Here is a 25,354-nt window from a genome sequence, read left to right as displayed (position 1 = left end):
CTCCTTACTTGGCGGCCATGCGCAAGGCGCCGTCGAGACGGATCACCTCACCGTTGAGCATGCTGTTTTCGATGATATGCCGAACCAGCGCGGCGTACTCGGCAGGTTTGCCAAGACGCGGCGGGAACGGCACGCCAGCGGCCAGCGACTCGCGCACTTCCGGGGTCATGCCGGCCATCATCGGGGTTTCGAAAATGCCCGGGGCGATGGTCATCACGCGGATGCCGAAACGCGCCAGTTCACGGGCGGCCGGCAGGGTCAGGCTGGCGATCGCGCCTTTGGAGGCGGAATACGCGGCCTGACCGATCTGGCCGTCGAACGCAGCGACCGAGGCGGTGTTGATGATTACCCCGCGCTCGCCATCGGCATTGGCTTCGCTCTCGGCGATGGCCGCCGCGGCCAGACGCAACATGTTGAAGCTGCCGATCAGATTGACGTTGATCACTTGGGCAAAACTCGACAGCGCATGCGGGCCGTTCTTGCCGAGAATCTTCTCGCCCCGGACGATGCCGGCGCAGTTGACCAGACCGTTGAGGCTGCCAAAGGCTTTGAGCGTCGCCTGCACCGCAGCTTCGGCAGCGACTTCGTTGCTGATGTCGGCCACCACGCTGTACGCGCCGAGGCGCTGGGCCTGGGCGGCTACCGCTTCGGCGTTCATATCCACCAGCATCACTTTGGCGCCGGCGTTGACCAGCAACTCAGCGGTGGCGGCACCGAGGCCGGAGGCGCCGCCGGTGACGATAAAAACCTTGTTCTCGATCTGCATGACTGACTTCCTGATTCAAGCTGAAACGTTGTGCGCCGCGGCCTCTTGAGCCTTGGCGATTTCCTGGTTGCGCAAGATAAAGCGCTGCAATTTGCCGCTTGGGGTTTTCGGCAATTCGCTGACAAATTCGATTTCCCGCGGGTACGAATGCGCGGCCAGGCGTTTGCGCACGTGTTGCCGCAGCTCTTCGGCCAGCGCCGGTTCGGCGCGGTATTGCGGGTTGAGCACGACGAAGGCCTTGACCAGCTCGGTGCGCTCCGGATCAGGCTTGCCGACCACGGCGGCTTCGACCACTGCCGGGTGCTCGATCAGCGCGCTTTCGACGTCGAACGGGCCGACGCGGTAGCCGGAAGTGGTGATCACGTCATCACTGCGGCCGACGAAGCTGATGCTGCCGTCCGGGTTCCATTCCACCGTGTCGCCGCTGAGGTAGTAATCGCCGACGAAGGCTTTGGTCGGCACGCCCTCGTAGCCGCCGAACCAGCACATCGGCGACTGGGTGCGGTCGATGGCGAGAATGCCCGGCTGGCCGACGCCGAGTTCGTTGTACTGCTCGTCGAGCACCACGATGCGATGGCCCGGCGAGGCGAAACCGGCGGCGCCGAGGTGGATCGGGTGCTCCAGACCGTGGTGGTTGCACAGGACCATGCCCAGTTCGGTCTGGCCGTAATGGTCGTGAATGACTACGCCGAGATTGTCGGCGAACCAGCGGATCACTTCCGGGTTCAGCGGCTCGCCGGCGCTGCTGACGATGCGTAGCTTGCCCTTGATCGACTTGGCGAACTCGTTGCCACCGGCAATCAACAAGCGGTACGCGGTCGGCGAGCCAGTGAGGTTGGTGATGCCGTATTTGTTGATCACCCGGCAGGTGCTTTCGAGAGTGAACGGGCCATCGTAAAAGGTGATCGGGTGCCCCATCGACATAGGGCCGGTGACGCCGAAATAGATGCCGTAGGCCCAGCCCGGATCGGCGACGTTCCAGAACGAATCCTCAGGACGCAGATCCACCGCGTCGCGGGTGTAGCTCTGGAACGCGACGATCGCCTTGAGCGGCACCGACAGTGCTTTCGACGGGCCGGTGGTGCCCGAGGTGAACATCAGCAGGAACGGATCTTCGCCGCTCAGCAGCACCGGCTCGCAAACGCTGGAATAGTTGGCCAGCTCGGCCCAGAAACTGAAATCGCCACGGACGATGCCCTGACCTTTGGCGCCGCCGACGGTGACGATGGTCGGGCAATCGCTGACTTCAGCGAGTTTTGGCCGGTTGACCGCGTCGGTGACCACCACTTTGGCGCCGGAACTGTTCAGGCGATGCTCGATGGCCTTCGGGCCGAACGCGGTGAACAGCGGCTGATACACCGCGCCGATGCGCCAGGTGGCGAACACGGTGATGAGCAATTCGATGTTGCGTGGCAGCAGACCGGCGACCTTGTCGCCCTTCTGCACGCCTTGTTCGAGAAGGAAATTGGCGAAACGCGCGGCTTGGTCTTGCAGCTCGCTGAAGGTGTACGTGGCACTCGCGCCGTCGCGGCCCTCCCAGAACAACGCAATGCGCCCAGGCAACGCGTGGCGGTCGCAACATTCGACGCAGGCGTTGACCGCCTCCAGCGTGCCGCTGAGCGCAGCGTCCACGGTGTGCTGATAGTTGAACTGTTCGGTGGCAGACAAGTAATCGCGCATTGCCAGAATCCCTCGGTGTTTTTATTAGGCTGGGAACCGTAAACAACACAGGGATAGTCGCGCTGCGGCGCTGAGGCGGCAATGGTCAAAGCCATCAAAGTGGCTGACTGGTTTGGCCATGCTTGCAGAATGACAAACAACCCCCTGTAGGAGCTGCCGCAGGCTGCGATCTTTTGATCTTGTTTTTTAGAACATCAAAGGCAAAAGATCGCAGCCTGCGGCAGCTCCTACAGGGGAAGCGCATTCCAAATGTGCGTCGGATCAGACCGCCTCGTTAAGGATCAGCGTGCGGTAATGCCCAGGATTGGACCCCGACCACTTGCGAAAAGCCTTGTAGAACGAGCTCGCATCGGCAAACCCCAGCCGCGTGGCGATCTCGACGAAGCTGATCGACGGCTCCGCCAGCCAGGTAATTGCCAGTTCCTTGCGCACGCTGTCCTTGAGCCCCTGATAGGTCTGCCCCTCCTCGGACAGTCGCCGGCGCAGGGTCGAGGCGGACATGCACAGCTGTTGCGCCAAGGCTTCGGTCTCCGGCCACTGTTCGGCGGGTAGCTGCCGCAGGTCCTGTTTGATCCGGCTGGCCAGGCTTTCCGGGTCGCGGTATTTCACCAGAATGTTCGCTGGCGCATGGGCCAGAAAGCGTTTCAGTTCTTCGGCCGTACGCTTGATCGGCAGGTCGAGGCAGTCAGCAGCAAAGATCATCCGCGTGCGCGGACGCTCGAAACGCAGGTTTTCCGAGAACATCACCCGGTAGTCGTCGCAGAAATCCGGCTCGGCGCAGCGCAGTTCGATCGCCAGAATCGGAATCCGCCGCCCCGCCAGCCAACAGGCCACGCCGTGGACGATCATCCAGTAGGTGAAATAGGTAAACGCCCGGCGCGGCTCGGGATCGTCTTCGAACAGGACGATTTCCGCCAAGCTCTGCTGATGCGCCAATTGCGCGGGCATTTTTTCCAGCATCAAGGAGAGGAAATTCAGGCCCATGCCCAGACCGGTGGCCAGCGTCGGTTGCGCCATGGCGCTGCGGCAAAGGAACTCAAGACTGCCGGACTTGAGCTTGCGTGGGTCCATGCCGAAGAACTCGTCATCACCGCGCCGGGCCAGCAAGCGCCAGAGTCTGGCGTATTGCGAGGCCGGCACCCGCCCCTGTTCGCTGTGCAGCAGGGCCGGCGCAATCCCGATCTTGTTCAGGACTTCATCCGTGGCCACGCCCGGGGCACAACTTTGCAGCAGCGCTTCACGCACCAGTTGAACGGCAATGGTGTCTTTTTCCGACATGGAGCGAGGCAGACCTTGTTGTTTTCGAGTGACGGGCATCTTACCCCAGTCATCCCGATTCACCACAAACCCTGTAGGAGCTGCCGAAGGCTGCGATCTTTTGATCTTGTTTTTAAAAATCAGAGTCAAAAGATCGCAGCCTTCGGCAGCTCCTACAAGAGGAAGGTGCGAGGGCGAAAAACAGGTCGTTCAGCGAATGTTCAGGTAAATGTCAACCATCCCCATTTGGGAATGAGTGTCATTATGTTACAACTTAGCCACCTATCTAAATCACTCGTGGTTGCCGCAATGCTCGTTCCCTTTCTGATCATGCTGCGCGAAGGCATTGAAGCCGCGCTGATCGTTGGCATCATCGCCAGCTACTTGCAACAAACCGGACGTGGCCAGTGGATGCCGGCGGTGTGGATCGGCGTATTTCTCGCCGCCGCTCTGGCACTGCTGGTCGGCGGTGGCCTGGAGCTGGTCAGCGCCGAATTCCCGCAGAAACAGCAGGAGTTGTTCGAAGGCATTGTCGGTCTGGTCGCGGTGGGCATTCTCAGTTCGATGGTGTTCTGGATGCGCAAGGTCGCGCGGTCGATCAAGCATTCGTTGCAGGCCTCGCTGGATCACGCCCTGACTTCGTCAAAGCATCAGGTAATCGCGCTGATCGCCATGGTGTTCTTCGCCGTGGCTCGCGAAGGCCTGGAAACCGTGTTCTTCCTGCTCGCGGTGTTTCAGCAGAGCGAAGGCCCAGGCGCGCCGATCGGTGCCCTGCTCGGCCTGGTGCTGGCGATTGTCGTCGGTTTCCTGATCTACAGCGGCAGCATGCGCCTGAACCTGTCGGCGTTCTTCAAGTGGACCGGGTTGTTCATTCTGGTGGTCGCCGCCGGGATCCTCGCCAACTCGGTGCAAGCCCTGCATGAAGCGGGCGTGTGGAATCACCTGCAAACCGTGCTGTTCGACTTCAGCGCGACGCTGCCGATGGACGGCCCGCTGGGTTCGGTGCTGGCCGGCATGTTCGGGTATCAGGATGCGCCGACCGTCAGCACTCTCGGTGCGTACCTGATCTATCTGGTGCTGGCGCTGATGATGTTTTTCTACCCCGCCGCGCCGGTCTCCAGCGCTGACGCCGCCGGCAAATCGTCTTCCGTTTCCAGCCAATAAGGGCCCCCATGTCAAAGCCTAATACTCCTCAGGCCTCGCCTCCCCGCGCCTTGCGCTGGGCGGTGGCCGGTTCGGTGGTCGTGATGATCGCCGCCGGCGGCCTGTTCTACTACGCCTCGAAAATGGCCGCGGCCAAGCGTCAGCACAACCATGATGAAGTGGTGGTCAACATCAACGCCCACAGCTGTGATCCGAACGAGTTGACGGTTCCCGCTGGCCGCGCCAGTTTCCGCATCGTCAACCGCTCCGACCGGGCGGTGGAATGGGAAATTCTGGACGGCGTGCTGGTGATCGAAGAGCGCGAAAACATCGCGCCGGGCCTGAGCCAGGTGATCAACGCCAATCTGCAGCCCGGCGACTATGCGATCACTTGCGGTCTGCTGAGCAATCCACGTGGCGTACTGCACGTAACGCCGACGGCGGCTTCCGATGCTGCCGCCAAGGCCAAGCCGTCGATGGTCGCTTTCGTCGGGCCGCTGTCGGAGTTTCGCGTGTATCTGGCGACGCAGGGCAGCGCGCTGATCAAAGCCGAGACCGCGCTGAATCAGGCGATTGCCGGTGGCGACCTGGCCCAGGCACAGGCGCTGTACCTGCCGGCGCGTGCCGCTTACCAGCGTCTGGCGCCTGCCGCGCAACGTCTGGCCGAACTGGACAACAGCATCAATGCCCGCGCCGATTACTTCGAAAAACGCGAACAGGATCCGGCCTTCGTCGGTTTCCACCGCATCGAATACGCGCTGTTCCAGCAACGCAGCCTCGATGGCTTGAACCCGGTTGCCGAGCGTCTGCTGGCCGACGTCACCAACCTAAAACAGCAACTGCTGGCCCAATCGCTGCCACCGGAGCAACTGGTGAGCATCGTGGTGCGCAACCTCAACACCCTGGCCGACGTGCGCGCCGCCAGCGGCGAAGAGGAACGCTACAGCCACGCCGACCTCAATGGCTTCGCCAGCAACCTGGAAACCGCGCACAAAGTGGTCGAGCTGCTGCGGCCGATGCTGACCAGGTCAGCGCCGGATCTGCTGCCGAAAATCGACGCGGCGCTGAGTGATTTCGACAGCGTACTGAACAACTTCAAGGTCAAGGACGGCTACGCCACTTACGACACGGTCAGTGGCGAACAACGCAAACAGATCGCCGACAAGGCTCAGGCCCTGGCTGACGCTCTGGATGGCATCGATCCCGCCCTCGGCCTTTCCGGCCTGTAAGCAGAAGACGAATACCGATGAAAGAATTGCAAAACCTCGATCTGCAACGTCGCCGCCTGCTGATGGGCATGGGTGTCGCCGGCGTCGCCCTGGCCGGTTCGGCCCTGAGCTGCCCGGCCATGGCGGCAGCCCCGGCGCAAGTCACCGAAGCGCCGAGCAGCGACAAGACCGAAGACCGCCACGATTTCCATGGCGTGCACCAGACCGGGATCGTCACCCCGCGTCCGGCGTCCGGCATGTTCGTGTCATTCGACGTGCTGGCCAGTGATCGCGAAGACCTTGAGCGGCTGTTCCGTACCCTCAACGAGCGCATCGCGTTCCTGATGAAGGGCGGCCCGGTGGCGCAGATCGACCCGAAACTGCCGCCGCCGGATTCCGGCATCCTCGGCCCGGTGGTGACTCCGGACAACCTGACCATCACCGTCTCGGTAGGCGAATCGCTGTTCGACGAGCGCTTCGGCCTGGCCGACGCCAAACCGAAGCGCCTGCAACGCATGGTCGGCTTCCCCAACGATGCACTGGAGGCCGATTGCTGCCACGGCGATCTGAGCCTGCAATTCTGCTCGAACACCGCCGACACCAACATTCACGCCCTGCGCGACATCGTCAAGAACCTGCCGGACCTGCTGCTGGTGCGCTGGAAACAGGAAGGCAGCGTGCCGCCACAAGCCCCGGCCAAACCGGGTGTGCCGGCGCAATCGGCGCGTAACTTCCTCGGTTTCCGTGACGGCTCGGCCAACCGCGATTCCAACGACGCCAAAGCGATGGACAAGATTGTCTGGGTGCAACCGGGCAGCGATGAGCCGGCGTGGGCGGCCCACGGCAGCTATCAAGCGGTGCGGATCATCCGCAATTTCGTCGAGCGCTGGGACCGTACGCCGTTGCAGGAACAGGAAAGCATCATCGGTCGGGTCAAGACCACTGGCGCGCCGATGGGTGCGCAGCACGAAAGCCAAGTCCCGGATTACAGCAAAGACCCGGAAGGCAAACTGACCAAGCTCGACGCGCACATCCGCCTTGCCAACCCGCGTACCGCCGCGAGCCAGGCCAACCTGATTCTGCGTCGGCCGTTCAACTACTCCAACGGCGTGAACAAGAACGGCCAGCTCGACATGGGACTGTTGTTCATCTGTTACCAGGCCGATCTGGAAAAAGGCTTCATCACCGTGCAGACCCGGCTCAACGGCGAGCCGCTTGAGGAATACCTCAAACCGGTCGGCGGCGGTTACTTCTTCACCCTTCCGGGTGTCACCGGCGACAAGGATTTCATCGGTCGCTCGCTGCTCAACGCCACCCAACCCAAAACAGCTGCCTAACCATAAAAAACCTCGGAGCCGCTCCATGAAAAAGTCGCCACTCGCGTTACTGCTAACCCTCGGTTTGCTCAACACCCCGCTGTCGGCGTTCGCCGCGACGGCGCCACTGGATCTGGTCGGCCCGGTGTCGGACTACAAGATCTACGTCACCGAGCAACTGGATGAACTGGGCAGCCACACCAAACAATTCACCGATGCGGTGAAGAAAGGCGATCTGGCCACCGCGCAGAAGCTGTACGCGCCGACCCGCGTCTACTACGAGTCGATCGAGCCGATCGCTGAGCTGTTCAGTGACCTTGATGCGTCCATCGACTCGCGCGTCGACGACCACGAAAAAGGCGTGAAGGCTGAAGACTTCACCGGTTTCCATCGCATTGAATATTCGCTGTTCTCGGAGAAAACCACTGAAGGCCTGACCGCTCTGGCTGACAAGCTCGATAGCGACGTGAAAGACCTGCAGACCCGCGTCGCCGGCCTGACCTTCCCGCCGGAGAAAGTCGTTGGTGGTGCGGCCGCGCTGCTGGAAGAGGTTGCCGCGACCAAGATCTCCGGTGAAGAAGACCGTTACAGCCACACCGACCTGTACGACTTCCAGGGCAACATCGACGGCGCGAAGAAGATCGTCGACCTGTTCCGTCCGCAGATCGAAAAACAGGACAAGGCGTTCGTTGCCAAAGTCGACAAGAACTTCGCCACCGTGGACAAGATCCTTGCCAAGTACAAGACCAAGGACGGTGGTTTCGAGACTTATGACAAGGTGAAGGACAATGATCGCAAGGCGCTGGTTGGCCCGGTCAATACCTTGGCGGAAGACCTGTCCACATTGCGTGGCAAGCTCGGTCTGAACTGACGGATTTGAGTCGCCAGTAAAAAAGATCGCAGCCTTCGGCAGCTCCTACAGGGTGTTCACATTCCCACTGTAGGAGCTGCCGGAGGCTGCGATCTTTTGCTTTTAACGGTTACAAAATCCGGTACAGCAACCGCTCGATCCGCACCCGACTCACACGCTTCAAAAACTTCGCCACCCCCGCCGGGTACTCCGGCAGAGTCTCCAGGTTCTGGAAGCTGGCGATCCGCGTGGTGTTGCGGAAAATCTCTTGCTGCTCCTTCGCCCGTGGCTCAAGCCAGTCGCCTTGCGGATCATCGATCAGCAGCGCGTTTTCCAGGTCGAGACGGAACGCCCGTGGATTGAGGTTGTTGCCGGTCAGCAGCGTATAGCGCTGGTCGACCCACATGCCCTTGAGGTGATAGCTGTTGTCGCCGTCACGCCACAGATGCAGGTTCAACTGGCCGCTGTCGATGTTGCGCTGATGCCGCTTGGCAAAACGCCGCAGGCTGATTTCGTACAGATACGGCAGCGCCGCAATCACCTTGAACGGCTCGCTCGGCGGAATGTAGAAATCGTTGGCGGTTTTGTCGCCGACCACGATGTCGATCTTCACCCCACGGGCCAGCGCACGGTTGACCTCGCGGATGATCGGCAGCGGCAGGTTGAAGTACGGCGTGCAGATAGTCAGTTGCTGTTGCGCACTGGCGATCAGCTCGACGATCACCCGGTTCAACGGGTTGTTCTTGCCCACGCCCAGCAACGGACTGACCGACAGGCCGGTATGCGCGGTGCTGCCGGCACTGGTGTCGTACGCCGCATATTTGAGGCGGCTGCGCAGGTCGCCAATGTCGTTGCGCAGGCTGCGGGTGGTCGGCAGGTTGGGCAGGTCGAGGCGATGCACAGCCTTGGATTCGATCAGGCCGTGCTTGACCAGATGATGCATCGAGTCGGCCAGTTCGCGGGTGTGCAGCACGTGATAGCGGTCGAAACGGTACTTGTCGAACTTGTGCAGGTAGACGTTGTTCAGGCTTGCACCGCTGTAGACCACGCAATCGTCGATCACGAAGCCTTTCAGATGCAGAACGCCGAACAGCTCGCGGGTCTGCACCGGCACGCCGTAAACCGGCACTTCGCTCTGATGGGTGCGGGTCATTTCCTGGTACCACGCCGAGTTGCCCGGCTGTTTGCCGGCACCGATCAACCCGCGCTGGGCGCGCAACCAGTCAACCACCACGACGACTTCCAGCTCCGGGCGCTTGAGCTTGGCGGCGTGCAAGGCATCGAGGATTTCCTGACCGGCCTCGTCGTGCTGCAGATACAGCGCAACGATGTAGATGCGCCGGGTCGCCTCGGCGATTTTCTCCAGCAGGCAACGACGGAACTCGGCGGCGCCGGACAGAATGGTCACGGCCTCGGCAGTCAGCGGAAAGCTGCGCAGTTTGGGCAGCAAAGAGCGTTTGAAAAGCAACGGCATAGGGCTCGCAATGGGTCGAATCCGAAGAACCCGAGAGCTTACACCATCAACCGGTTCGGGTCTTGTGAGTGTCTGTAAAGAGATCAAAAGATCGCAGCCTTCTGCAGCTCCAACACTGATCTCTGTAGGAGCTGCCGAAGGCTCGGGCCGCGATCGGACGATCTTTTGATTTCAAAAACAGCTTGCGAAAGGAGAACGATCGTTCTACTGTTCGCCACATGAACGAAATCACTGACACCTCGACCCGCGACATCATTCTGGATGTCACCGAAAAGTTGATCTACAAAAGTGGCATCGCGGCCACCGGCATGGATCTTCTGGTGAAAACCGCCGGCGTCTCCAGAAAAAGCATCTACCGCTACTTCGCCAACAAGGAGGAGCTGACCGTCGCCGCCTTGCAACGCCGCGACGTGCGCTGGATGCATTGGTACAGAAGTGCTGTCGATCAGGCCGAAACCCCGGCCGACCGCCTGCTCAACCTGTTTACCGTGCTCAAAAGCTGGTTCGCCTCGGAAGGCTTCCGTGGCTGCGCCTTTATCAACACCAGTGGCGAAACCGGTGATCCCGAAGACCCGGTACGTCAGGTCGCCAAAGACCACAAACAGAAACTGCTCGACTACCTGTGCGAGCTGTGTACCGAACATGGCGTCGAAGATCCGCAACGTCTGGCCAGACAATTGCTGATCCTGATTGACGGCGCCATTACCGTAGCGCTTGTGATGGGTGATCACGGTGCCGCTGATAATGCGCAATGCATGGCGCGTAAGTTATTGGACCTGTAACGCCTTAAATAAGCCTCAACCGTTGTTTAATCGTTAATTAGATCGGGAGACTGAAAATGTCGACTGCTGCCCAAGTGCGTCCGCCTTTACCGCCGTTCAACCGTGAATCGGCTATCGAAAAAGTACGTCTGGCCGAGGATGGCTGGAACTCTCGCGATCCCGAGAAGGTGTCGTTGGCCTACACCCTGGATACCAAATGGCGCAATCGCGCCGAGTTCGCCAACAACCGCGAGGAAGCCAAGGCGTTCCTGACCCGTAAATGGGCCAAGGAACTCGACTACCGCCTGATCAAGGAACTCTGGGCCTATTCGGACACGCGGATTGCCGTGCGCTATGCCTATGAATGGCGCGACGATTCGGGCAACTGGTTCCGCTCCTACGGCAACGAAAACTGGGAGTTCGATGAGCACGGGCTGATGTTCCAGCGTTATGCCTGCATCAACGACATGCCGATCAAGGAAAGCGATCGCAAGTTCCACTGGCCGCTGGGTCGGCGTCCGGATGATCATCCGGGGCTCTCCGATCTAGGCCTCTAAGTCCACATAGTTCCAATTGTAGGAGTGAGCCTGCTCGCGATAGCGGTGTGTCAGTCAGCCTGAATATTGACTGTTCATACGCAATCGCGAGCAGGCTCACTCCTACAGGTTTTTGTGGTGTTCAGGCTACTGCGGCAGTTCTTTCAGCCTCCAGTTCCCGCACTAACGGCAACACACGCTTGCCGAAATACTCCACCTCCTCCTGAAAGTGCAGAAACCCTGCCAGCACCAGATCCACCCCCACTGCTTTCAACGCCACAATCCGCTCGGCAATCTGCTGTGGCGTGCCGATCAGGTTGGTCTTGAAGCCATCGTTGTATTGCACCAGATCCTCGAACGTCGATTTCGCCCAGTTGCCCTCACCCTCCGGTGATGCCCTGCCCGCTTGCTTCGCGGCGTCACCGAAAGCGTTGACCGCGTCCGGGTCAGCCTGTTCGATGATCTGCGCCAGTACCGCGCGCGCCTCTTCTTCGGTGTCGCGGGCGATGACAAAAGCGTTGACGCCGATTTTCACCGAATGATTGTTTGCCGCCGCTTTGGCCCGGATGTCATCGACCTGCGCCTTGATCCCTTCGACACTGTTGCCGTTGGTGAAATACCAGTCCGAGACCCGCGCCGCCATGTCTCGTGCCGCACGGGAACTGCCGCCCTGAAAGATTTCCGGGCGGCCCAGCGGTTTCGGTTTGAGGGTGTAATTGTCGAAGCGGTAGAAGTCGCCGCGAAAGCTGAAGTTATCCTGGCTCCAGATGCCGCGCAGCGAGCGGATGAATTCCTCGGAACGCCGATAGCGCTCGTCGTGTTCCAGCCAATGTTCGCCGATGGCCTGGAATTCGCCCTTGAACCAACCGCTGACGATGTTCACCGCGATCCGGCCGTTGGTGAGTTGATCGATGGTCGCCAACTGCTTGGCCGCCAGTGCCGGTTGCCATGGCCCCGGCAGAATCGCCGCGATGACCTTGAGCCTGGTGGTAGCCGCCAGCAGCGCATGACTGAACGCTACCGACTCATGCTGGAACTCGGCACCGTAACCGGCGGTAAAGCGGATCTGTGTCAGGGCATATTCAAATCCGGCGGCCTCGGCGAGTTGCGCCAGTTTGCGGTTGTAGTCAATGCCCCAGTCGGTGCGCTGCTCGATCTTGCTGACCACCAGGCCGCCACTGACGTTCGGCACCCAGTAGGCGAATTTCACGGCTTGCTTGCTCATTGGCGTGTCCTCGGGACATTGGGAAGGTCAATGGGACAGAGCAGCAAGCGTGCCAGCGTCCAGAGGGCCGGTTTTATTGGGCTTGAGGCTGATGGAGTTGCATTGTTGGAGGGTGATTTGTTGTCGAGGTGTTGGGGGAGCAACAGTTGAACAGGAGGTGCCTGAGCTGGCCTCATCGCTGGCAAGCCAGCTCCCACAGGTTTCCGGTATGTTCGCAAAAATTGTGTTCACTAGAGATCTCTGTGGGAGCTGGCTTGCCAGCGATGGGGCTTTACGGGTCGCCGCAACACCTGGAAATGAGTAACATGTCAGCCCTTCCCCGCAGCCCTTCTGCGCCCTGCCGAATAAGCCGATTCCATGCCTTTCGAACTCAGCGTTGACCTCACCACCCTAGCCGTTCTGGCCCTTGTCGCTTTCATTGCCGGTTTCATCGACGCCATTGCTGGCGGCGGCGGTCTGTTGACCACCCCGGCGCTGCTCACTGCCGGCCTGCCGCCGCACCTGGTGCTGGGCACCAACAAACTCAGTTCGACGTTCGGCTCGGCCACCGCCAGTTTCACCTTCTACCGACGCAAACTGTTCCACCCTCGACAGTGGATGCATGCGATCGTCGGCACCCTGGTCGGCGCGCTGACCGGTGCTGTCGTCGCGCACTATCTGCCGGCGGAATGGCTGAACAAGATGCTGCCGGTGATCGTCTTCGCCTGTGGCCTGTATCTGTTGTTCGGCGGCACGCCCAAAGCGCCGCTGGACAGCGACGCGCCGATCAAGAAGAAATGGCAATCGACCCAAGGCTTCAGCCTCGGTTTCTACGACGGCGTGGCCGGCCCCGGCACTGGCGCTTTCTGGACCGTCAGCAGCCTGCTGCTCTACCCGATCGACCTGGTCAAGGCCAGCGGTGTGGCGCGCAGCATGAACTTCGTCAGCAACATCGCGGCGCTGTCGGTGTTCGTGTTTTCCGGGCAAGTGGACTGGATCATCGGCCTGAGCATGGGCCTGTCGGTGATGGTCGGCGCGTTCTTCGGGGCGCGCACCGCGATCAGCGGCGGCGCCAAGTTCATTCGTCCGGTGTTCATCACCGTGGTATTGGGTTTGACCGTACGCCTAGCCTGGCAACACTGGTTCAGCGTGGCCTAAGCGGCGCGCCACGTAGACGTCGATCAGGTAACGGGCAATCGATTTTGACGCCGGCAACGGCGGCAGGTCGTGCACGTTGAACCACTGGGCGTCTTCGATCTCGTCTTCCTGGCAGACGATCTCGCCCCCGGCGTATTCGGCATGGAAGCCGAGCATCATCGAATGCGGGAACGGCCAGCACTGGCTGCCCATGTACTGGATGTTCTTCACTTCGATGCTGACTTCCTCGCGTACTTCGCGAATCAGGCAATCCTCCGCCGACTCGCCCGGCTCGGCGAACCCGGCCAGCGTGCTGTAGACCCCGGTGACGAAACGCGGTGAGCGCGCCAGCAGAATCTCGTCGCCACGGGTCACCAGCACGATCATGCTCGGCGAAATCCGTGGATAGCTGCGCAAGTCGCACGGCTGGCAATACATCGCCCGTTCGCGCGGCACCTGCGTCATCGCCTGCCCACAGTTGCCGCAAAAGCGATGTTCACGTGCCCAAGTGCCGATCTGCGCGGCGTAGCCCAGCACCTTGTAGACGGTGTGATCGCCTTCGAGCATGAACGCCCGCAGACCTTTCCAGTTGCAGCCCGGCACGTCGCTGGAGCTGTGCAATTCCAGCAGATACACCGGCTCGCCATCGAGATGGCCGATGCCGTGTTCGGTGAGAATCGACAACTCCTGACGCTTGAGCCATTCCCGCGGGAACAGCGCGCCGTTGTCATCGAACAGAAAGCCTTCGGGGCTGCGCGCCACGGCCCAGCCGCCGGGTTGATCGGTGTCCAGTACTGCAGTGGTCCAGCGAGCTGTCATGGTTTCTCAATCCAGAAATTCGGGTTTCTGTTTACTCATATGGGCGGCCATGGCCACGCGCAAGTCGGTGGATTGCAACATGGCGGCGTTCCAGGTGGCAACGTATTCGAGGCCGTCGTCAATGCGATGGTCGCGCATGTAGCTGATCATTTCCTTGGTCCCGGTCACGGCGATCGGCGATTTGCTGGCGATGTCACGGGCAATGTCCATCACGCCTTCGAGCAGCAGCTCCTTGTCGCCATACACGCGATTGACCAAGCCGATGGTGCGCGCTTCTTCAGCGCCGAAGGTGCGCCCGGTGTAAGCCAGTTCACGCAACATGCCGTCACCGATGATCCGTGGCAACCGTTGCAAAGTGCCAACATCGGCGGCCATGCCGATATCGATTTCCTTGATCGAGAATTGCGCGTCTTCGGCAGCGTAGCGCATGTCGCAGGCGGCGATCAGGTCGATGGCGCCACCGAGGCAATAGCCTTGAATCGCCGCCAGCACCGGTTTGCGGCAGTTGTCGACGGCGTTGAACGAGGCTTGCAGGGTGAGAATTTTGCGCCGCAGCAGGCGCGCATTACGGCCGACGTCCTTGCCCAGCTCGTTGGCGACGCCGGCGAGCATCATCAGGTCGATGCCGGAGGAAAAGTGTTTGCCGTTGCCGCTCAGCACCACCACCCGCACTTCATCGGTGTCATCGATCCACTGGAAAATCTCGACGATCTCGCTCCAGAACGCGGCGTTCATCGAGTTGATCTTTTCCGGGCGATTGATCTGCACATGCGCGATGTTGTCGGCCAGTTCGACGCTGAAGGCGGTGTATTGAGTCATGGCAGTGATCCTTTACCGGGCAGAAAATGAGGCCCGAACTATAACAAGGCATCACGATGGCGGTTCGGCCAAATGCGGGACTGACTTCCACAAAGAGATTTTTGCCGCGCCTTGATCCCTGTAGGAGCTGCCGAAGGCTGCGATCCTTTGACTTTGAAGATCAAAAGATCGCAGCCTTCGGCAGCTCCTACAGGGGCTAGAGCGCGCCAGACCTCCCTATGAGAGCAACACCGGTCTAACCGCCCTTCACCGCCACATACGCCGCCGTCTCATAAGGCACAGTCAGCACATGCCGGCCACGCAACGCCGGCTCCGAGGCAATCAACGCGCGAATCTGCTCATCAACCTTGTCGCGCTGCGCCTGCGGCAAGGCCGCAATGAAACTGGTGGAGCGCACCCGATTGAAAATCACGTCCTCCGGCGAGCCGGTGTGCCCGTGATGAAACTGCTGCAGCTGCAGCGGCCCGAACGCCGGATGCGGAAACGCCTGACGCCATTGGCCGGTGTAGTAACGCGGCGTGTCCCCCTCCAGCGCATTCACGATAGCGTCGAGTTTCGGCACCCAGCTGACCTGTGTATCGCGCAGGTTCCAGATCAGCCCGAGTCTGCCGCCAGGCTTGAGCACGCGGGCGATTTCCGTCAGGGCTTCCGGGGTGGCGAACCAATGGAACGCCTGCGCGCAGACCACCGCATCCACCGACGCGTCGGGCAGTGGCAGATCGGTCGCGGTGCCGCTCACCGCCAGCACCTGCGGCCAGGCCGCGGAAAGTTTTTCCAGCATCTGCGCCACCGGCTCCACGGCGATCACCTGCGCGTCGGTGGCCGCCAGCCGTCCGGTGAACTTGCCGGTGCCGGCACCCAAATCGATGACAGTTTTGTGACTGTCCAGACCCAACGTCTGGGTCAACCACTGGCTGACCTGCGGCGGGTAATCGGGGCGACCTTTGACGTAGGTGTCGGCGGCAGTCCTGTAGCCGGCAGCAGCGGAGTGATGGACCTGATCTTTCATGGCAGTTCCTCGTGTGGCAGCGCCGGGTCATGACAAAGCGCTGGATGGACGGCAGGCGTTCCCGAGCATAACGCCGCCATTTGCGCGTACCTTGAACAGAGCCTGACAAAGCGATGAATAAAATGCCGTGCTGCGGTGTTCAAAGTGAAACATAACCCTCTGTGGAGCCTTGCCCATGACTATCCGTTCCGTTATGTTCGCCGCCCCGTTGCTGCTGGTCGCCGCGTTGTCTGCGTCAATGGTGTTTGCCAACGGTGATGAAAGTGCGCCCGTGCAGAAGCCCAACTGCCCCAAAGGCCAGGTCTGGGACAGCAAATCGCAGAAATGCGTGCTGCAGACCAGTAGCGCCGTACCGGATGCCGATCGCACCGACTATGCCTACCGATTGGCCAAGGACGGTCGCTACGAAGAGGCCCTGGCCCTGCTCGACACCCTGAAACAACCGAACACCGCCAAGGCCCTCAACTATCGCGGTTACGCCACGCGAAAACTGGGACGTACCGATGAAGGCATCGGCTATTACCTGCAATCGGTGAAACTCGATCCGCAGTACGCGCAAGTGCGTGAATACCTCGGCGAAGCCTATGTGATCAAAGGTCGCGTCGACCTGGCGCAGGAGCAGTTGCAGCAGATCAAATCGATTTGCGGCACCGCCTGCGAGGAATACCAGGACCTGGCTGAAGCCATCAACGATTCATCGAAAACCTGAAACAGATAAAGGAACGCCATCATCGTCAGCGATCAGGCATTCAGAGCGGAACTCGCACAGCATCTAGCGCGGCTGTGGCGCTACGGCCTGCTGCTGTCGCGCAATCGGCATGTGGCCGAGGATCTGGTGCAGGCCACGTGTGTACGGGCGCTGGAGCGTGCCGGCCAATATGTGGCCGGCACGCGCATGGATCGCTGGTTGCTGAGCATCCTGCATTCGATCTGGCTCAACGAAGTGCGCGCCCGCCGGGTGCGTCAGGGTGCGGGACAAGTCGATGCCGACGGGCAACTGGCCTTCGACGGCGAATATGCGGCGCAGACTCACGTGATGGCGGCGCAGGTGATTCGCCGGGTCGATGCGTTGCCGGAAACCCAGCGTGAAACCGTGTACCTGGCTTACGTCGAAGGCCTGTCCTACCGCGAAGTCGCCGAGATCCTGCAAGTGCCGATCGGTACGGTGATGAGCCGTCTGGCCACCGCGCGGCTGAAACTGGCCGAGTACCCGCCGCTGCAAGCCGTGCCGAAAACCACCGGAGGTGACCCCCCATGAACAAGCCCTCCGACGAACAACTGGTGGCCTACCTCGACGACGAGTTGGACCCCGCGTATCGCGCCCAACTCGACAGCGCGATTGCCGACGACCCGTTGCTCAGCCTGCGCGTGCAATGGTTCGAACGCAGCAGCTTGCCGTACAAGGAGGCCTATGACGAACTGGCGCAACAGGCACCGCTGGAACGTTTGCAGGCGCGCCTTGATGCCATCCCCGCCCCTCAGCAGCCAGGCCTGAGCCGACGTTGGTTCATCGGTGCGGCCGCCGCGAGTCTGCTGGCGGGCGGCGTATTGGCCGATCGCCTGTTTCTCGCCTGGCAGTCACAGCAAGCGCATAACTGGCGCGCCTTGGTCGGCGACTACATGGCGCTGTATGTGCCGCAAACGCTCGATCATTTGCCCAGCGACGAGGCCAGCCAACGCGCGCAATTGCGTGCGGTGGATGCACGCTTGGGGCTGAATCTGTCGCCGGCACTGGTGAGGTTGCCGGGCGCTGAACTCAAACGTGCACAAATGCTCGAGTACGACGGCGTACCGATTGCGCAACTCACCTATCTGGACGCCAGGCATGGGCCGCTGGCCTTGTGCGTGACCCGCTCCAATAGCGGCAGCCGGCCACTGGCGCACGAACAGCGCCATGAAATGAACGTGGTGTACTGGACCGAAGGTGAGCATGCGTGGATGTTGATCGGGCACAACCCGGCGCCGGAACTGGAAGATCTGGCCAAGCACTTGATCGGACGGTTGAGCGCATGAGTGCCGCTGCCATTATGCTGAGCGCGTGATTATCCAAGGAGGAAGCATCGATGCAGATTTCACCCCGCAGCGCCCTGCTGGTCATTGACGTTCAGAACGACTTCACCCCGGGCGGCCAACTGGCCGTCTCCGAAGGAGATCTGATCGTCCCGCTGATCAATCGCCTCAGCGGTCTGTTCAAACAAGTGATCATTGCCCAGGACTGGCACCCGACCGGGCACGCGTCGTTTGCCTCGAGTCACCCCGGGCGCAAGCCCTACGATGTGATTCAGTTGCCCTACGGCGAACAGACGCTCTGGCCGGATCATTGCGTGCAGGGCACTGCAGGCGCCGAGTTTCACCCAAAGCTGCACCTGCCTCACGCGCAACTGATCATCCGCAAGGGCTGCAACCCGGACATCGACAGCTATTCGGCGTTTCTCGAGGCGGACCGGCGCACCACCACGGGTCTGGCCGGATACCTGAAAGAACGCGGTATCGATACGGTGTACATGGTCGGCCTGGCGCTGGACTTCTGTGTGATGTTCTCGGCGCTGGATGCGCGGGCGGCGGGGTTCAATGCGTTTGTGGTGCTGGATGCCTGTCGCGCCATTGATATGGATGGATCACTGGCGACGGCGATGGGACGGATGCAGACGGCCGGGGTTGGCCTGATTCAGTCAAACCAACTCCTCTGAGCAACACGCTCCCTTGTAGGAGCTGCGGCACGCTGCGATCTTTTGATTCTGATTTAAAGAACAAGATCAAAAGATCGCAGCCTCGCTTCACTCGACAGCTCCTACAGGGTTTTGATGCTCAGTTGGCAGTGGGCAACCACAATCTGAACCGCGCCCCACCCAGCGGCGAACTCTCCACCGTCAACGTCCCGCCTTGCGCCTCCAGCGCCCGACGGCTGATCGCCAGGCCCAGGCCAAACCCACCAGTAGCCCGATCACGACTGCGATCAAGGCGATAGAACGGTTCGAAAATCCGCTCGCGCTCGTCATCCGGGATGCCAATGCCATCATCGTCGACCCAGATCCCGCAGCCATCAGGGGTGACCTGCACGCCAATCTGAATACGCTTCTCGCAATAGCGCATGGCATTGCGCAGCAGGTTCTGGATCGCCCGGGCAGTCAGGCGCGGATCCAGTGAAAAGCGTTCGAGCTGACCATGCAGCAACACATCAATGACGATGTCCGGTGATTCCAGCTCTTCATCGACACTGCCCAGAATGCTGTCGATGAACTCGTCCAGCGAAACCTCAACCTGTTCCGGCAACTGCGCCGGGTTCTGCAGGCGGCTGTAAGACAGCAGTTCCAGCACCAACTCATCCAGTTCGCGAATGTGCGCAACCAGCCCTTGCAGGCGCTCGCGACTGGTCGCCGGTAAGTCATCCGATAGCGCCAGGGCCAGACCGAAGTCCAGACGGGTCAGCGGCGTGCGCAATTCGTGGGACACCGCATTCAGCAGGTCGCGCTGCTGATTGAGCAGATTTTCGATGTCGCCGGCCATGGTGTCGAACACGTTGGCCAGGCTGCCGATGTTGGAACTGGCGGGGATTTGCGTGCGCTCGTTCAGATGTCCCTTGCCGAAGCGTTCGGCAGCACCCTTGAGGCGTTCCAGATCGCGCCAGTGCGGGCGAATCCACAGCAGCAGGCAGGCGAGCATGCTCGCACCGATCAGCACGTTGATGCTCCAGTACAACAGATTGACGTCCAGCGGATCCGGCGGCACTACCATCTGCACGGCAACGTCATCGTTCAGCGGCGTGACCGCCAAGGTGCGCCATCCCCAATCGCCGATACGCACCACGTTTTCCCCAGCGCGCAAGCGCACTTGCTCGGGGGCGGTGAACCCGGCGTCGTCGATGCGCGCCAGAGCGATGTGCAGCGGCTGGAAGTCTTTGTCCATCGACTGCGCCAAGGCTGGCCACTGATCCTGTGGCACCGCGTGAAACTGCCGGGTGATCAGCGATTGCAGGCCGCGCGAGTAGTCGAGGTTGTAGGTGATGAAGCGCTCGCGGAACGCCATGATCACCAAGTCCGGCACCAGATAGATCGCCGCGCTGTAGGAGACGATCGTCACCAGATACAGGCGAAAGAGGATTCTGAACATCAGCTCAGCATTCCCACTCGGAGCGGCTGAACAGGTAGCCCTTGCCCCATACCGTCTTGATCTTGCGCGCCTCGCCGGCGTGGTCGTCGAACTTGCGCCGCAGTTTGGAGATCGCCACGTCCACCGAGCGGTCGGTGCCGTTGAACTCGATGCCGCGCAGGCGTTGCAGGATCTGATCTCGGCTCAGCACCTCCCCGGCGTGTCGGGCCAGGACCACCAGCAAATTGTATTCGCCGCTGGACAGTTCGACCGGTTGCTCGCGCCAGGTCACGGTGCGCTCGGACAAGTCGATGCACAGATTGCCCATGACAATGCGGTCATTGACCGTCATCGGTTCACCGAGGCTGCTGCGCCGCAGCAAAGTACGCACCCGGGCCAGCAGAACCCGTGGCTCGCAGGGTTTTGTGACGTAATCGTCGGCGCCCATTTCCAGGCCCAGCACCTGATCGTGACTGTCGTCGCGAGCGGTCAACATCAGTATCGGCAGCGTCGCCGAATCGGCCCGCAGCAAGCGGCAGACCTGCAGGCCGTCGAGGCCCGGAAGCATCAGGTCGAGGATCACCAGATCCGGCGGATTGATCCGTGCCCGCTCACGCACGTGGTCGCCACGGCCGATCACGCTCACGGAATAACCGTTGCGCTCCAAGTAGCTGGAAATCAGTTCGGCGAGGGCGGTGTCGTCTTCGACCAGGAGGATGTTGGGCATGGGGTGTTCCAGATATTGCTGTGGTGGATGTCAGACCCTCTTCGCGAGCAGGCTCGCTCCCACATTGATTTTGCGTCGATCACAAAACCTGTGTGGGAGCGAGCCTGCTCGCGATGGCGGTTTATCTGTCGCAATAAATTTCAAGGCGTAAAGGATATACGCCCTCACCCGTCCCTGAGCAAAACCCTTACACAATTTCACACAGCGCCTACAAAGCTTAACCGCTACCCTCCGCGTCTGGCCTTAGGATGCGGGCTTCAATATTGGGGGTGGTACATGTCGAAAAATCTGCTGGCCGGGCTCGGCCTGATCGCTGCTGCGTTGTTGCTGAGCGCCTGTGACTCGTCCTCGAAGGCCGAAGAAGAAGCGCCGCCAGCCACCGTGCGCATCGAGACCATCGAGGCCCGCCCCCTGTCGATCAGCAGCGAACTGAGCGGGCGTATCGCCGCCCCGCGCATCGCTGAAGTGCGTGCCCGAGTGGCCGGGGTAGTGCTGCAACGGACCTTCCGTGAAGGCAGCGACGTGAAAAAGGGTGACGTGCTGTTTCGCATCGACCCGGCACCGTTCAAGGCTGATCTCGATAGCGCCGAAGCCGCGTTGCGCAAGGCCGAGGCCAATGCCTTCCAGGCCAGGCTGCAGGAACAACGCTACGCGCAGTTGATCGACGACAAGGCCATCAGCGCTCAGGATTACGACAACGCCCGCGCCAATGCCCGGCAAACCACCGCCGATGTGGCAGCCAATAAAGCTGCAGTGGAACGGGCGAAGCTGAACCTCGGCTACGCCACCGTCACCGCGCCGATTTCCGGGCGTGTCGGCCGTGCCCTGGTCACCGAAGGTGCACTGGTCGGGCAAAACGAAACCACGCCGCTGGCGCTGATTCAGCAGCTCAACCCGATCTACGCCGACCTCACCCAGTCGACCCGTGAACTCAATGAGCTGCGCCGCGCTTTCCGTTCCGGGCAGTTGCAGGCAGTCGGTCAGGATCAGGTCAAAGCCACGCTGATTCAGGATGACGGCAGCCTCTATCCGTTGCCGGGCAAATTGCTGTTCAGCGACATCAGCGTCGATCCGGGCACCGGCCAGATCATTCTGCGCAGCGAGTTCCCGAATCCCGATCTCGACCTGCTGCCGGGCAGCTTCATCCGTGTACGTCTGCAACAAGCCACCGTACAGAACGGCATCACCGTGCCGCAACGTGCGGTGCAGCGTGACAGCGCGGGCATCGCCCAGGTGCTGACTGTCGACGAGCAGATGCGCGTGGCCCAGCAGCCGGTGCAACTGGGCGCGGTGCAAAACGATCGCTGGATCGTCACCGGCGGCCTCAAGCCCGGCGACCGCATTGTCATCGAAGGCCTGCAACACGCCCGCCCCGGCGAAAAGGTGCAGATCGACGACACCCCTCTTCCACTTGCCCAGACCTCTGGTCAGTAAGCAGGACGCTTTCATATGCCGCAGTTTTTTATCGATCGCCCGGTGTTCGCCTGGGTTGTCGCCCTGTTCATCCTGTTGGCCGGTGCGCTGGCCATCCCGCAATTGCCGGTGGCGCAGTACCCCGACGTCGCGCCGCCGCAGATCGAAATCTACGCGGTGTACCCCGGTGCCTCGGCGCAGACCGTCGATGAAAGCGTGGTCAGCCTGATCGAGGAAGAGCTCAACGGCGCCGATCACTTGCTGTACTTCGAATCGCAGAGCAGCCTCGGCAGCGCGACGATCAAGGCCACCTTCCAGCCGGGCACCAACCCGGAACTGGCGCAGGTCGATGTGCAGAACCGTCTCAAGGTGGTCGAGTCGCGCCTGCCGCAAGCGGTCAATCAGCAAGGCTTGCAGGTAGAGAAAGTCTCCGCCGGTTTCCTGCTGCTGATCACCCTGACTTCCAGCGACGGCAAGCTCGACGACGTGGCGCTCAGTGATTACCTGGCGCGCAACGTGATGAACGAAATCAAGCGCATCGACGGCGTCGGCAAGGCCCAGTTATATGGTGCCGAGCGGGCGATGCGGATCTGGATCGATCCGCAGAAGCTGATCGGTTTCAACCTGACCCCGGCCGACGTCAACGCTGCCATCGTCGCGCAGAACGCCCAGGTATCGGCAGGCAGCATCGGCGATTTACCCAACCCGTCTACGCAGGAAATCACCGCGACCATTCTGGTCAAGGGTCAGCTGTCGACACCGGAAGAGTTCGCCGACATCGTGCTCAAGGCCAATCCCGACGGCTCCACCGTGCGCATTGGCGATGTGGCGCGGGTCGAGGTCGGCAGTCAGGAATACCAGTTCGGCACGCGCCTCAACGGCAAGCCGTCCACCGCCGTCGGCGTGCAGTTGGCGCCTGGGGCCAATGCGCTGGCGACCGCCACATTGATCCGGGCGAAGATGGACGAGCTGTCGCGCTACTTCCCGGCCGGCGTCGAATACAAGATTCCGTACGACACCTCGCCGTTCGTCAAAGTCTCGATCACCAAAGTGGTTTACACCTTGGGCGAAGCGATGCTGCTGGTGTTTGCGGTGATGTTCCTGTTCCTGCAGAACATCCGCTACACGCTGATCCCGACGCTGGTGGTGCCGGTGGCCCTGATGGGGACCTTCGCCACCATGCTCGCGCTGGGTTTCTCGATCAACGTGCTGACTATGTTCGGCATGGTGCTGGCGATCGGCATTCTGGTGGACGACGCCATCGTCGTGGTGGAGAACGTCGAACGGATCATGGCCACTGAAGGCCTGTCGCCGAAAGAGGCGACGCGCAAGGCCATGAAACAGATCACCGGGGCGATCATCGGTATTACTCTGGTGCTGGTGGCGGTATTCATCCCGATGGCGTTCATGCAGGGTTCGGTGGGCGTGATTTACCGGCAGTTCTCACTGTCGATGGCGACCTCGATCCTGTTCTCGGCATTCCTCGCCCTGACTCTGACGCCTGCACTGTGCGCCACGCTGCTCAAGCCGATTGCCAAGGGTGAGCACCATGAGAAAAGCGGATTCTTCGGCTGGTTCAATCGCCGCTTCGAGCAACTGACCGATCGCTATCAAGGCTGGGTCGGCTACGCGCTGAAGCGTAGCGGGCGATATCTGTTGATCTACGGCGTGCTGCTGATCGGTATGGGCTTGTGCTTTGCACGTCTGCCCTCCTCGTTCCTGCCGGTTGAGGATCAGGGTTACACCATCACCGATATTCAACTGCCACCCGGGGCCACCAAGAACCGTACGGTGCAAGTCGCCGAGCAGCTTGAAGCGCATAACGCTGGCGAGCCCGGTATCAGTGACAGTGTGGTGATTCTCGGATTCAGCTTCTCTGGTAGCGGGCAGAACGCGGCGCTGGCCTTTTCCACGCTGAAGGATTGGTCGCAGCGCAGCAGCGATGATGCGGCAAGCTCGATTGCCGACCGTGCCAACATCGCCCTGAGCCAGATCAAGGACGCCATGGCGTTCTCGGTATTGCCACCGCCCGTAGACGGCCTCGGCACGTCGAGCGGTTTCGAATTCCGTCTGCAGGATCGCGGCGGTCTCGGTCACGCGACATTGATGCAGTCGCGCTCCGAATTGCTCGCCGCCGCAGAAAAAAGCCCGGTGCTGATGAACGTGCGCGAAAGCGCGCTGGCGGAAGCACCGCAGGTACAGCTGGAAGTGGACCGCAAACAGGCCAATGCATTGGGCGTGTCGTTCGCCGACATCGGCAGCGTGTTGTCTACCGCCGTGGGTTCCTCCTACATCAATGACTTCCCCAATCAGGGGCGCATGCAGCGGGTGGTGGTACAGGCCGAAGGCGATCAGCGCAGTCAGGTCGATGATTTGCTGAAAATGCATGTGCGCAATAACGCCGGGCACATGGTGCCGCTGTCGGCGTTCGTTCAGGCCAAATGGACGCAAGGCCCGGCGCAACTGACCCGTTACAACGGTTATCCGGCGATTGCGATTTCCGGCGAACCGTCGCCTGGCCACAGCACCGGTGAAGCAATGGCGGAGATTGAACGGCTGGTCGCTCAGGGGCCGAAAGGTCTGGGTCAGGAATGGACCGGGCTGTCGTTGCAGGAACGGTTGTCCGGCAGTCAGGCGCCGATCCTGCTCGGCCTGTCGCTGCTGATCGTGTTCCTGTGCCTGGCGGCGCTGTACGAGAGCTGGTCGATTCCGACCTCGGTGCTGCTGGTGGTGCCGCTGGGTGTGCTCGGCGCAGTATTGGCGGTGACCTTGCGCGGCATGCCCAACGATGTGTTCTTCAAGGTCGGGCTGATTACCATCATCGGTCTGTCGGCGAAGAACGCAATCCTGATCATCGAATTCGCCAAGAGCCTGTATGACGAGGGCCACGATCTGATCGATGCGACGCTGCAGGCAGCGCGCCTGCGCCTGCGGCCGATCGTGATGACATCGCTGGCGTTCATCCTGGGCGTGGTGCCGTTGGCCATCGCCACCGGCGCCAGCTCGGCGAGCCAGCAGGCAATCGGTACCGGGGTGATCGGCGGGATGATCACCGCAACCCTGGCGGTGATCTTCGTGCCGTTGTTTTTCGTGGTGGTGATGAAGCTGGTACAGCGTTTCACCAAACACCACTGATCCCACTGCAG

General features: G+C 61.1%; 23 protein-coding genes. 13 read left to right on the top strand and 10 right to left on the bottom strand.

The features are described 5' to 3' along the window. Positions 1 to 4 precede the first annotated feature (4 nt). From JN524_RS00780 to JN524_RS00770, 3 genes are all read right to left on the bottom strand, one after another. Positions 5 to 766 carry an SDR family NAD(P)-dependent oxidoreductase gene (locus JN524_RS00780; RefSeq protein ID WP_202368119.1) on the bottom strand — a complete coding sequence of 254 codons (762 nt, stop codon included), beginning with the start codon at positions 764 to 766 and terminating at the stop codon, positions 5 to 7. Positions 767 to 781: 15 nt separating this feature from the next. Further along, the gene (locus tag JN524_RS00775) at positions 782 to 2,446 is read right to left on the bottom strand and encodes an AMP-binding protein (protein WP_202368118.1); all 1,665 of its coding nucleotides are present in this window, start codon (positions 2,444 to 2,446) and stop codon (positions 782 to 784) included. Positions 2,447 to 2,707: 261 nt separating this feature from the next. Continuing rightward, the gene (locus JN524_RS00770; RefSeq protein WP_202368117.1) at positions 2,708 to 3,724 is read right to left on the bottom strand and encodes an AraC family transcriptional regulator; all 1,017 of its coding nucleotides are present in this window, start codon (positions 3,722 to 3,724) and stop codon (positions 2,708 to 2,710) included. A gap of 288 nt (positions 3,725 to 4,012) precedes the next feature. Here JN524_RS00770 and efeU point away from each other — a divergent pair, with 288 nt between their 5' ends. The 4 genes from efeU to efeO (JN524_RS00750) are packed head-to-tail and all read left to right on the top strand — an operon-like array spanning position 4,013 to position 8,241. Continuing rightward, positions 4,013 to 4,867 carry an iron uptake transporter permease EfeU gene (efeU, locus tag JN524_RS00765; protein ID WP_202368116.1) on the top strand — a complete coding sequence of 285 codons (855 nt, stop codon included), beginning with the start codon at positions 4,013 to 4,015 and terminating at the stop codon, positions 4,865 to 4,867. 8 nt (positions 4,868 to 4,875) lie between these two features. Continuing rightward, positions 4,876 to 6,075 (top strand): iron uptake system protein EfeO, encoded by a 1,200-nt coding sequence (efeO, locus tag JN524_RS00760; RefSeq protein WP_202368115.1) that lies wholly within the window; start codon positions 4,876 to 4,878, stop codon positions 6,073 to 6,075. Between the two features lie 17 nt (positions 6,076 to 6,092). Beyond that, positions 6,093 to 7,391, top strand: coding sequence for an iron uptake transporter deferrochelatase/peroxidase subunit (gene efeB / locus JN524_RS00755; RefSeq protein ID WP_202368114.1), 1,299 nt, complete (start codon positions 6,093 to 6,095; stop codon positions 7,389 to 7,391). 25 nt (positions 7,392 to 7,416) lie between these two features. Beyond that, on the top strand, positions 7,417 to 8,241 hold the full coding sequence (efeO, locus tag JN524_RS00750) for an iron uptake system protein EfeO (RefSeq protein WP_027611970.1): 825 nt from the start codon (positions 7,417 to 7,419) through the stop codon (positions 8,239 to 8,241). 109 nt (positions 8,242 to 8,350) lie between these two features. On the opposite strand, the gene pssA is transcribed toward efeO (JN524_RS00750), so the two are convergent. Continuing rightward, the gene (gene pssA, locus JN524_RS00745; protein ID WP_202368113.1) at positions 8,351 to 9,694 is read right to left on the bottom strand and encodes a CDP-diacylglycerol--serine O-phosphatidyltransferase; all 1,344 of its coding nucleotides are present in this window, start codon (positions 9,692 to 9,694) and stop codon (positions 8,351 to 8,353) included. A gap of 218 nt (positions 9,695 to 9,912) precedes the next feature. Here pssA and JN524_RS00740 point away from each other — a divergent pair, with 218 nt between their 5' ends. Both JN524_RS00740 and JN524_RS00735 read left to right on the top strand, forming a co-directional pair. After that, positions 9,913 to 10,476 carry a TetR/AcrR family transcriptional regulator gene (locus tag JN524_RS00740; RefSeq protein ID WP_202368112.1) on the top strand — a complete coding sequence of 188 codons (564 nt, stop codon included), beginning with the start codon at positions 9,913 to 9,915 and terminating at the stop codon, positions 10,474 to 10,476. Positions 10,477 to 10,532: 56 nt separating this feature from the next. After that, entirely contained in the window at positions 10,533 to 11,012 is a 480-nt protein-coding gene (locus JN524_RS00735) for a nuclear transport factor 2 family protein (RefSeq protein ID WP_202368111.1), read from the top strand. A gap of 121 nt (positions 11,013 to 11,133) precedes the next feature. On the opposite strand, the gene sfnG is transcribed toward JN524_RS00735, so the two are convergent. Continuing rightward, positions 11,134 to 12,216: a dimethylsulfone monooxygenase SfnG gene (gene sfnG / locus JN524_RS00730; RefSeq protein WP_202368110.1), complete on the bottom strand. Its 1,083-nt coding sequence runs from the start codon at positions 12,214 to 12,216 to the stop codon at positions 11,134 to 11,136. Between the two features lie 357 nt (positions 12,217 to 12,573). Here sfnG and JN524_RS00725 point away from each other — a divergent pair, with 357 nt between their 5' ends. Continuing rightward, a complete protein-coding gene (locus JN524_RS00725) occupies positions 12,574 to 13,353 on the top strand; it encodes a TSUP family transporter (protein ID WP_007951261.1) in 780 nt (259 codons plus the stop codon). Here JN524_RS00725 and nudC read toward each other — a convergent pair. From nudC to JN524_RS00710, 3 genes are all read right to left on the bottom strand, one after another. Continuing rightward, positions 13,321 to 14,151, bottom strand: a complete 831-nt coding sequence (gene nudC / locus JN524_RS00720) for an NAD(+) diphosphatase (RefSeq protein WP_202368109.1) — start codon at positions 14,149 to 14,151, stop codon at positions 13,321 to 13,323. The two genes, JN524_RS00725 and nudC, sit on opposite strands and share 33 nt — an antisense overlap. A 6-nt stretch (positions 14,152 to 14,157) precedes the next feature. Beyond that, complete coding sequence (locus JN524_RS00715; protein ID WP_202368108.1) at positions 14,158 to 14,970, bottom strand: crotonase/enoyl-CoA hydratase family protein; 813 nt, start codon at positions 14,968 to 14,970, stop codon at positions 14,158 to 14,160. 235 nt (positions 14,971 to 15,205) lie between these two features. Next, positions 15,206 to 15,979: a class I SAM-dependent methyltransferase gene (locus tag JN524_RS00710; protein ID WP_202368107.1), complete on the bottom strand. Its 774-nt coding sequence runs from the start codon at positions 15,977 to 15,979 to the stop codon at positions 15,206 to 15,208. Between the two features lie 175 nt (positions 15,980 to 16,154). On the opposite strand from JN524_RS00710, the gene JN524_RS00705 reads away from it, so the two are divergent. From JN524_RS00705 to pncA, 4 genes are all read left to right on the top strand, one after another. Then, the gene (locus tag JN524_RS00705; protein WP_202368106.1) at positions 16,155 to 16,688 is read left to right on the top strand and encodes a tetratricopeptide repeat protein; all 534 of its coding nucleotides are present in this window, start codon (positions 16,155 to 16,157) and stop codon (positions 16,686 to 16,688) included. Positions 16,689 to 16,778: 90 nt separating this feature from the next. Next, the gene (locus JN524_RS00700; RefSeq protein ID WP_237402929.1) at positions 16,779 to 17,237 is read left to right on the top strand and encodes a sigma-70 family RNA polymerase sigma factor; all 459 of its coding nucleotides are present in this window, start codon (positions 16,779 to 16,781) and stop codon (positions 17,235 to 17,237) included. Continuing rightward, positions 17,234 to 17,992: an anti-sigma factor family protein gene (locus JN524_RS00695; protein WP_202368105.1), complete on the top strand. Its 759-nt coding sequence runs from the start codon at positions 17,234 to 17,236 to the stop codon at positions 17,990 to 17,992. Before JN524_RS00700 ends, JN524_RS00695 begins: the two co-directional genes overlap by 4 nt. A gap of 50 nt (positions 17,993 to 18,042) precedes the next feature. After that, positions 18,043 to 18,669, top strand: a complete 627-nt coding sequence (gene pncA, locus JN524_RS00690) for a bifunctional nicotinamidase/pyrazinamidase (RefSeq protein ID WP_202368104.1) — start codon at positions 18,043 to 18,045, stop codon at positions 18,667 to 18,669. 118 nt (positions 18,670 to 18,787) lie between these two features. Here pncA and JN524_RS00685 read toward each other — a convergent pair whose 3' ends face one another. Both JN524_RS00685 and JN524_RS00680 read right to left on the bottom strand, forming a co-directional pair. Further along, the gene (locus tag JN524_RS00685) at positions 18,788 to 20,089 is read right to left on the bottom strand and encodes an ATP-binding protein (protein WP_202368103.1); all 1,302 of its coding nucleotides are present in this window, start codon (positions 20,087 to 20,089) and stop codon (positions 18,788 to 18,790) included. Positions 20,090 to 20,093: 4 nt separating this feature from the next. Further along, a complete protein-coding gene (locus tag JN524_RS00680; RefSeq protein WP_003224662.1) occupies positions 20,094 to 20,795 on the bottom strand; it encodes a response regulator transcription factor in 702 nt (233 codons plus the stop codon). Positions 20,796 to 21,071: 276 nt separating this feature from the next. On the opposite strand from JN524_RS00680, the gene JN524_RS00675 reads away from it, so the two are divergent. Both JN524_RS00675 and JN524_RS00670 read left to right on the top strand, forming a co-directional pair. Further along, a complete protein-coding gene (locus JN524_RS00675; RefSeq protein ID WP_115989835.1) occupies positions 21,072 to 22,229 on the top strand; it encodes an efflux RND transporter periplasmic adaptor subunit in 1,158 nt (385 codons plus the stop codon). Between the two features lie 15 nt (positions 22,230 to 22,244). After that, complete coding sequence (locus JN524_RS00670) at positions 22,245 to 25,343, top strand: efflux RND transporter permease subunit (protein WP_202368102.1); 3,099 nt, start codon at positions 22,245 to 22,247, stop codon at positions 25,341 to 25,343. The last annotated feature ends 11 nt before the right edge of the window (positions 25,344 to 25,354 follow it).

Source organism: Pseudomonas sp. MWU318, from assembly GCF_016756945.1.
Taxonomy (GTDB): Bacteria; Pseudomonadota; Gammaproteobacteria; order Pseudomonadales; family Pseudomonadaceae; genus Aquipseudomonas; species Aquipseudomonas putida_A.
The sequence above is the reverse complement of the archived record's forward strand: the minus strand, read 5'-3'. Positions and strand labels throughout refer to the sequence as shown.

Bases quoted from the DNA above. Each gene is read 5' to 3' on its own strand.
- JN524_RS00670 (WP_202368102.1), top strand. From the start codon at position 22,245: ATGCCGCAGTTTTTTATCGATCGCCCGGTGTTCGCCTGGGTTGTCGCC.
- JN524_RS00775 (WP_202368118.1), bottom strand. From the start codon at position 2,446: ATGCGCGATTACTTGTCTGCCACCGAACAGTTCAACTATCAGCACACC.
- JN524_RS00740 (WP_202368112.1), top strand. From the start codon at position 9,913: ATGAACGAAATCACTGACACCTCGACCCGCGACATCATTCTGGATGTC.
- pssA (WP_202368113.1), bottom strand. From the start codon at position 9,694: ATGCCGTTGCTTTTCAAACGCTCTTTGCTGCCCAAACTGCGCAGCTTT.
- JN524_RS00680 (WP_003224662.1), bottom strand. From the start codon at position 20,795: ATGCCCAACATCCTCCTGGTCGAAGACGACACCGCCCTCGCCGAACTG.
- JN524_RS00715 (WP_202368108.1), bottom strand. From the start codon at position 14,970: ATGACTCAATACACCGCCTTCAGCGTCGAACTGGCCGACAACATCGCG.
- efeB (WP_202368114.1), top strand. From the start codon at position 6,093: ATGAAAGAATTGCAAAACCTCGATCTGCAACGTCGCCGCCTGCTGATG.
- JN524_RS00725 (WP_007951261.1), top strand. From the start codon at position 12,574: ATGCCTTTCGAACTCAGCGTTGACCTCACCACCCTAGCCGTTCTGGCC.
- JN524_RS00695 (WP_202368105.1), top strand. From the start codon at position 17,234: ATGAACAAGCCCTCCGACGAACAACTGGTGGCCTACCTCGACGACGAG.
- pncA (WP_202368104.1), top strand. From the start codon at position 18,043: ATGCAGATTTCACCCCGCAGCGCCCTGCTGGTCATTGACGTTCAGAAC.
- efeO (WP_027611970.1), top strand. From the start codon at position 7,417: ATGAAAAAGTCGCCACTCGCGTTACTGCTAACCCTCGGTTTGCTCAAC.
- JN524_RS00780 (WP_202368119.1), bottom strand. From the start codon at position 766: ATGCAGATCGAGAACAAGGTTTTTATCGTCACCGGCGGCGCCTCCGGC.
- JN524_RS00770 (WP_202368117.1), bottom strand. From the start codon at position 3,724: ATGTCGGAAAAAGACACCATTGCCGTTCAACTGGTGCGTGAAGCGCTG.
- JN524_RS00675 (WP_115989835.1), top strand. From the start codon at position 21,072: ATGTCGAAAAATCTGCTGGCCGGGCTCGGCCTGATCGCTGCTGCGTTG.
- nudC (WP_202368109.1), bottom strand. From the start codon at position 14,151: ATGACAGCTCGCTGGACCACTGCAGTACTGGACACCGATCAACCCGGC.
- sfnG (WP_202368110.1), bottom strand. From the start codon at position 12,216: ATGAGCAAGCAAGCCGTGAAATTCGCCTACTGGGTGCCGAACGTCAGT.
- JN524_RS00710 (WP_202368107.1), bottom strand. From the start codon at position 15,979: ATGAAAGATCAGGTCCATCACTCCGCTGCTGCCGGCTACAGGACTGCC.
- JN524_RS00735 (WP_202368111.1), top strand. From the start codon at position 10,533: ATGTCGACTGCTGCCCAAGTGCGTCCGCCTTTACCGCCGTTCAACCGT.
- efeU (WP_202368116.1), top strand. From the start codon at position 4,013: ATGCTCGTTCCCTTTCTGATCATGCTGCGCGAAGGCATTGAAGCCGCG.
- JN524_RS00685 (WP_202368103.1), bottom strand. From the start codon at position 20,089: ATGTTCAGAATCCTCTTTCGCCTGTATCTGGTGACGATCGTCTCCTAC.
- JN524_RS00705 (WP_202368106.1), top strand. From the start codon at position 16,155: ATGACTATCCGTTCCGTTATGTTCGCCGCCCCGTTGCTGCTGGTCGCC.
- efeO (WP_202368115.1), top strand. From the start codon at position 4,876: ATGTCAAAGCCTAATACTCCTCAGGCCTCGCCTCCCCGCGCCTTGCGC.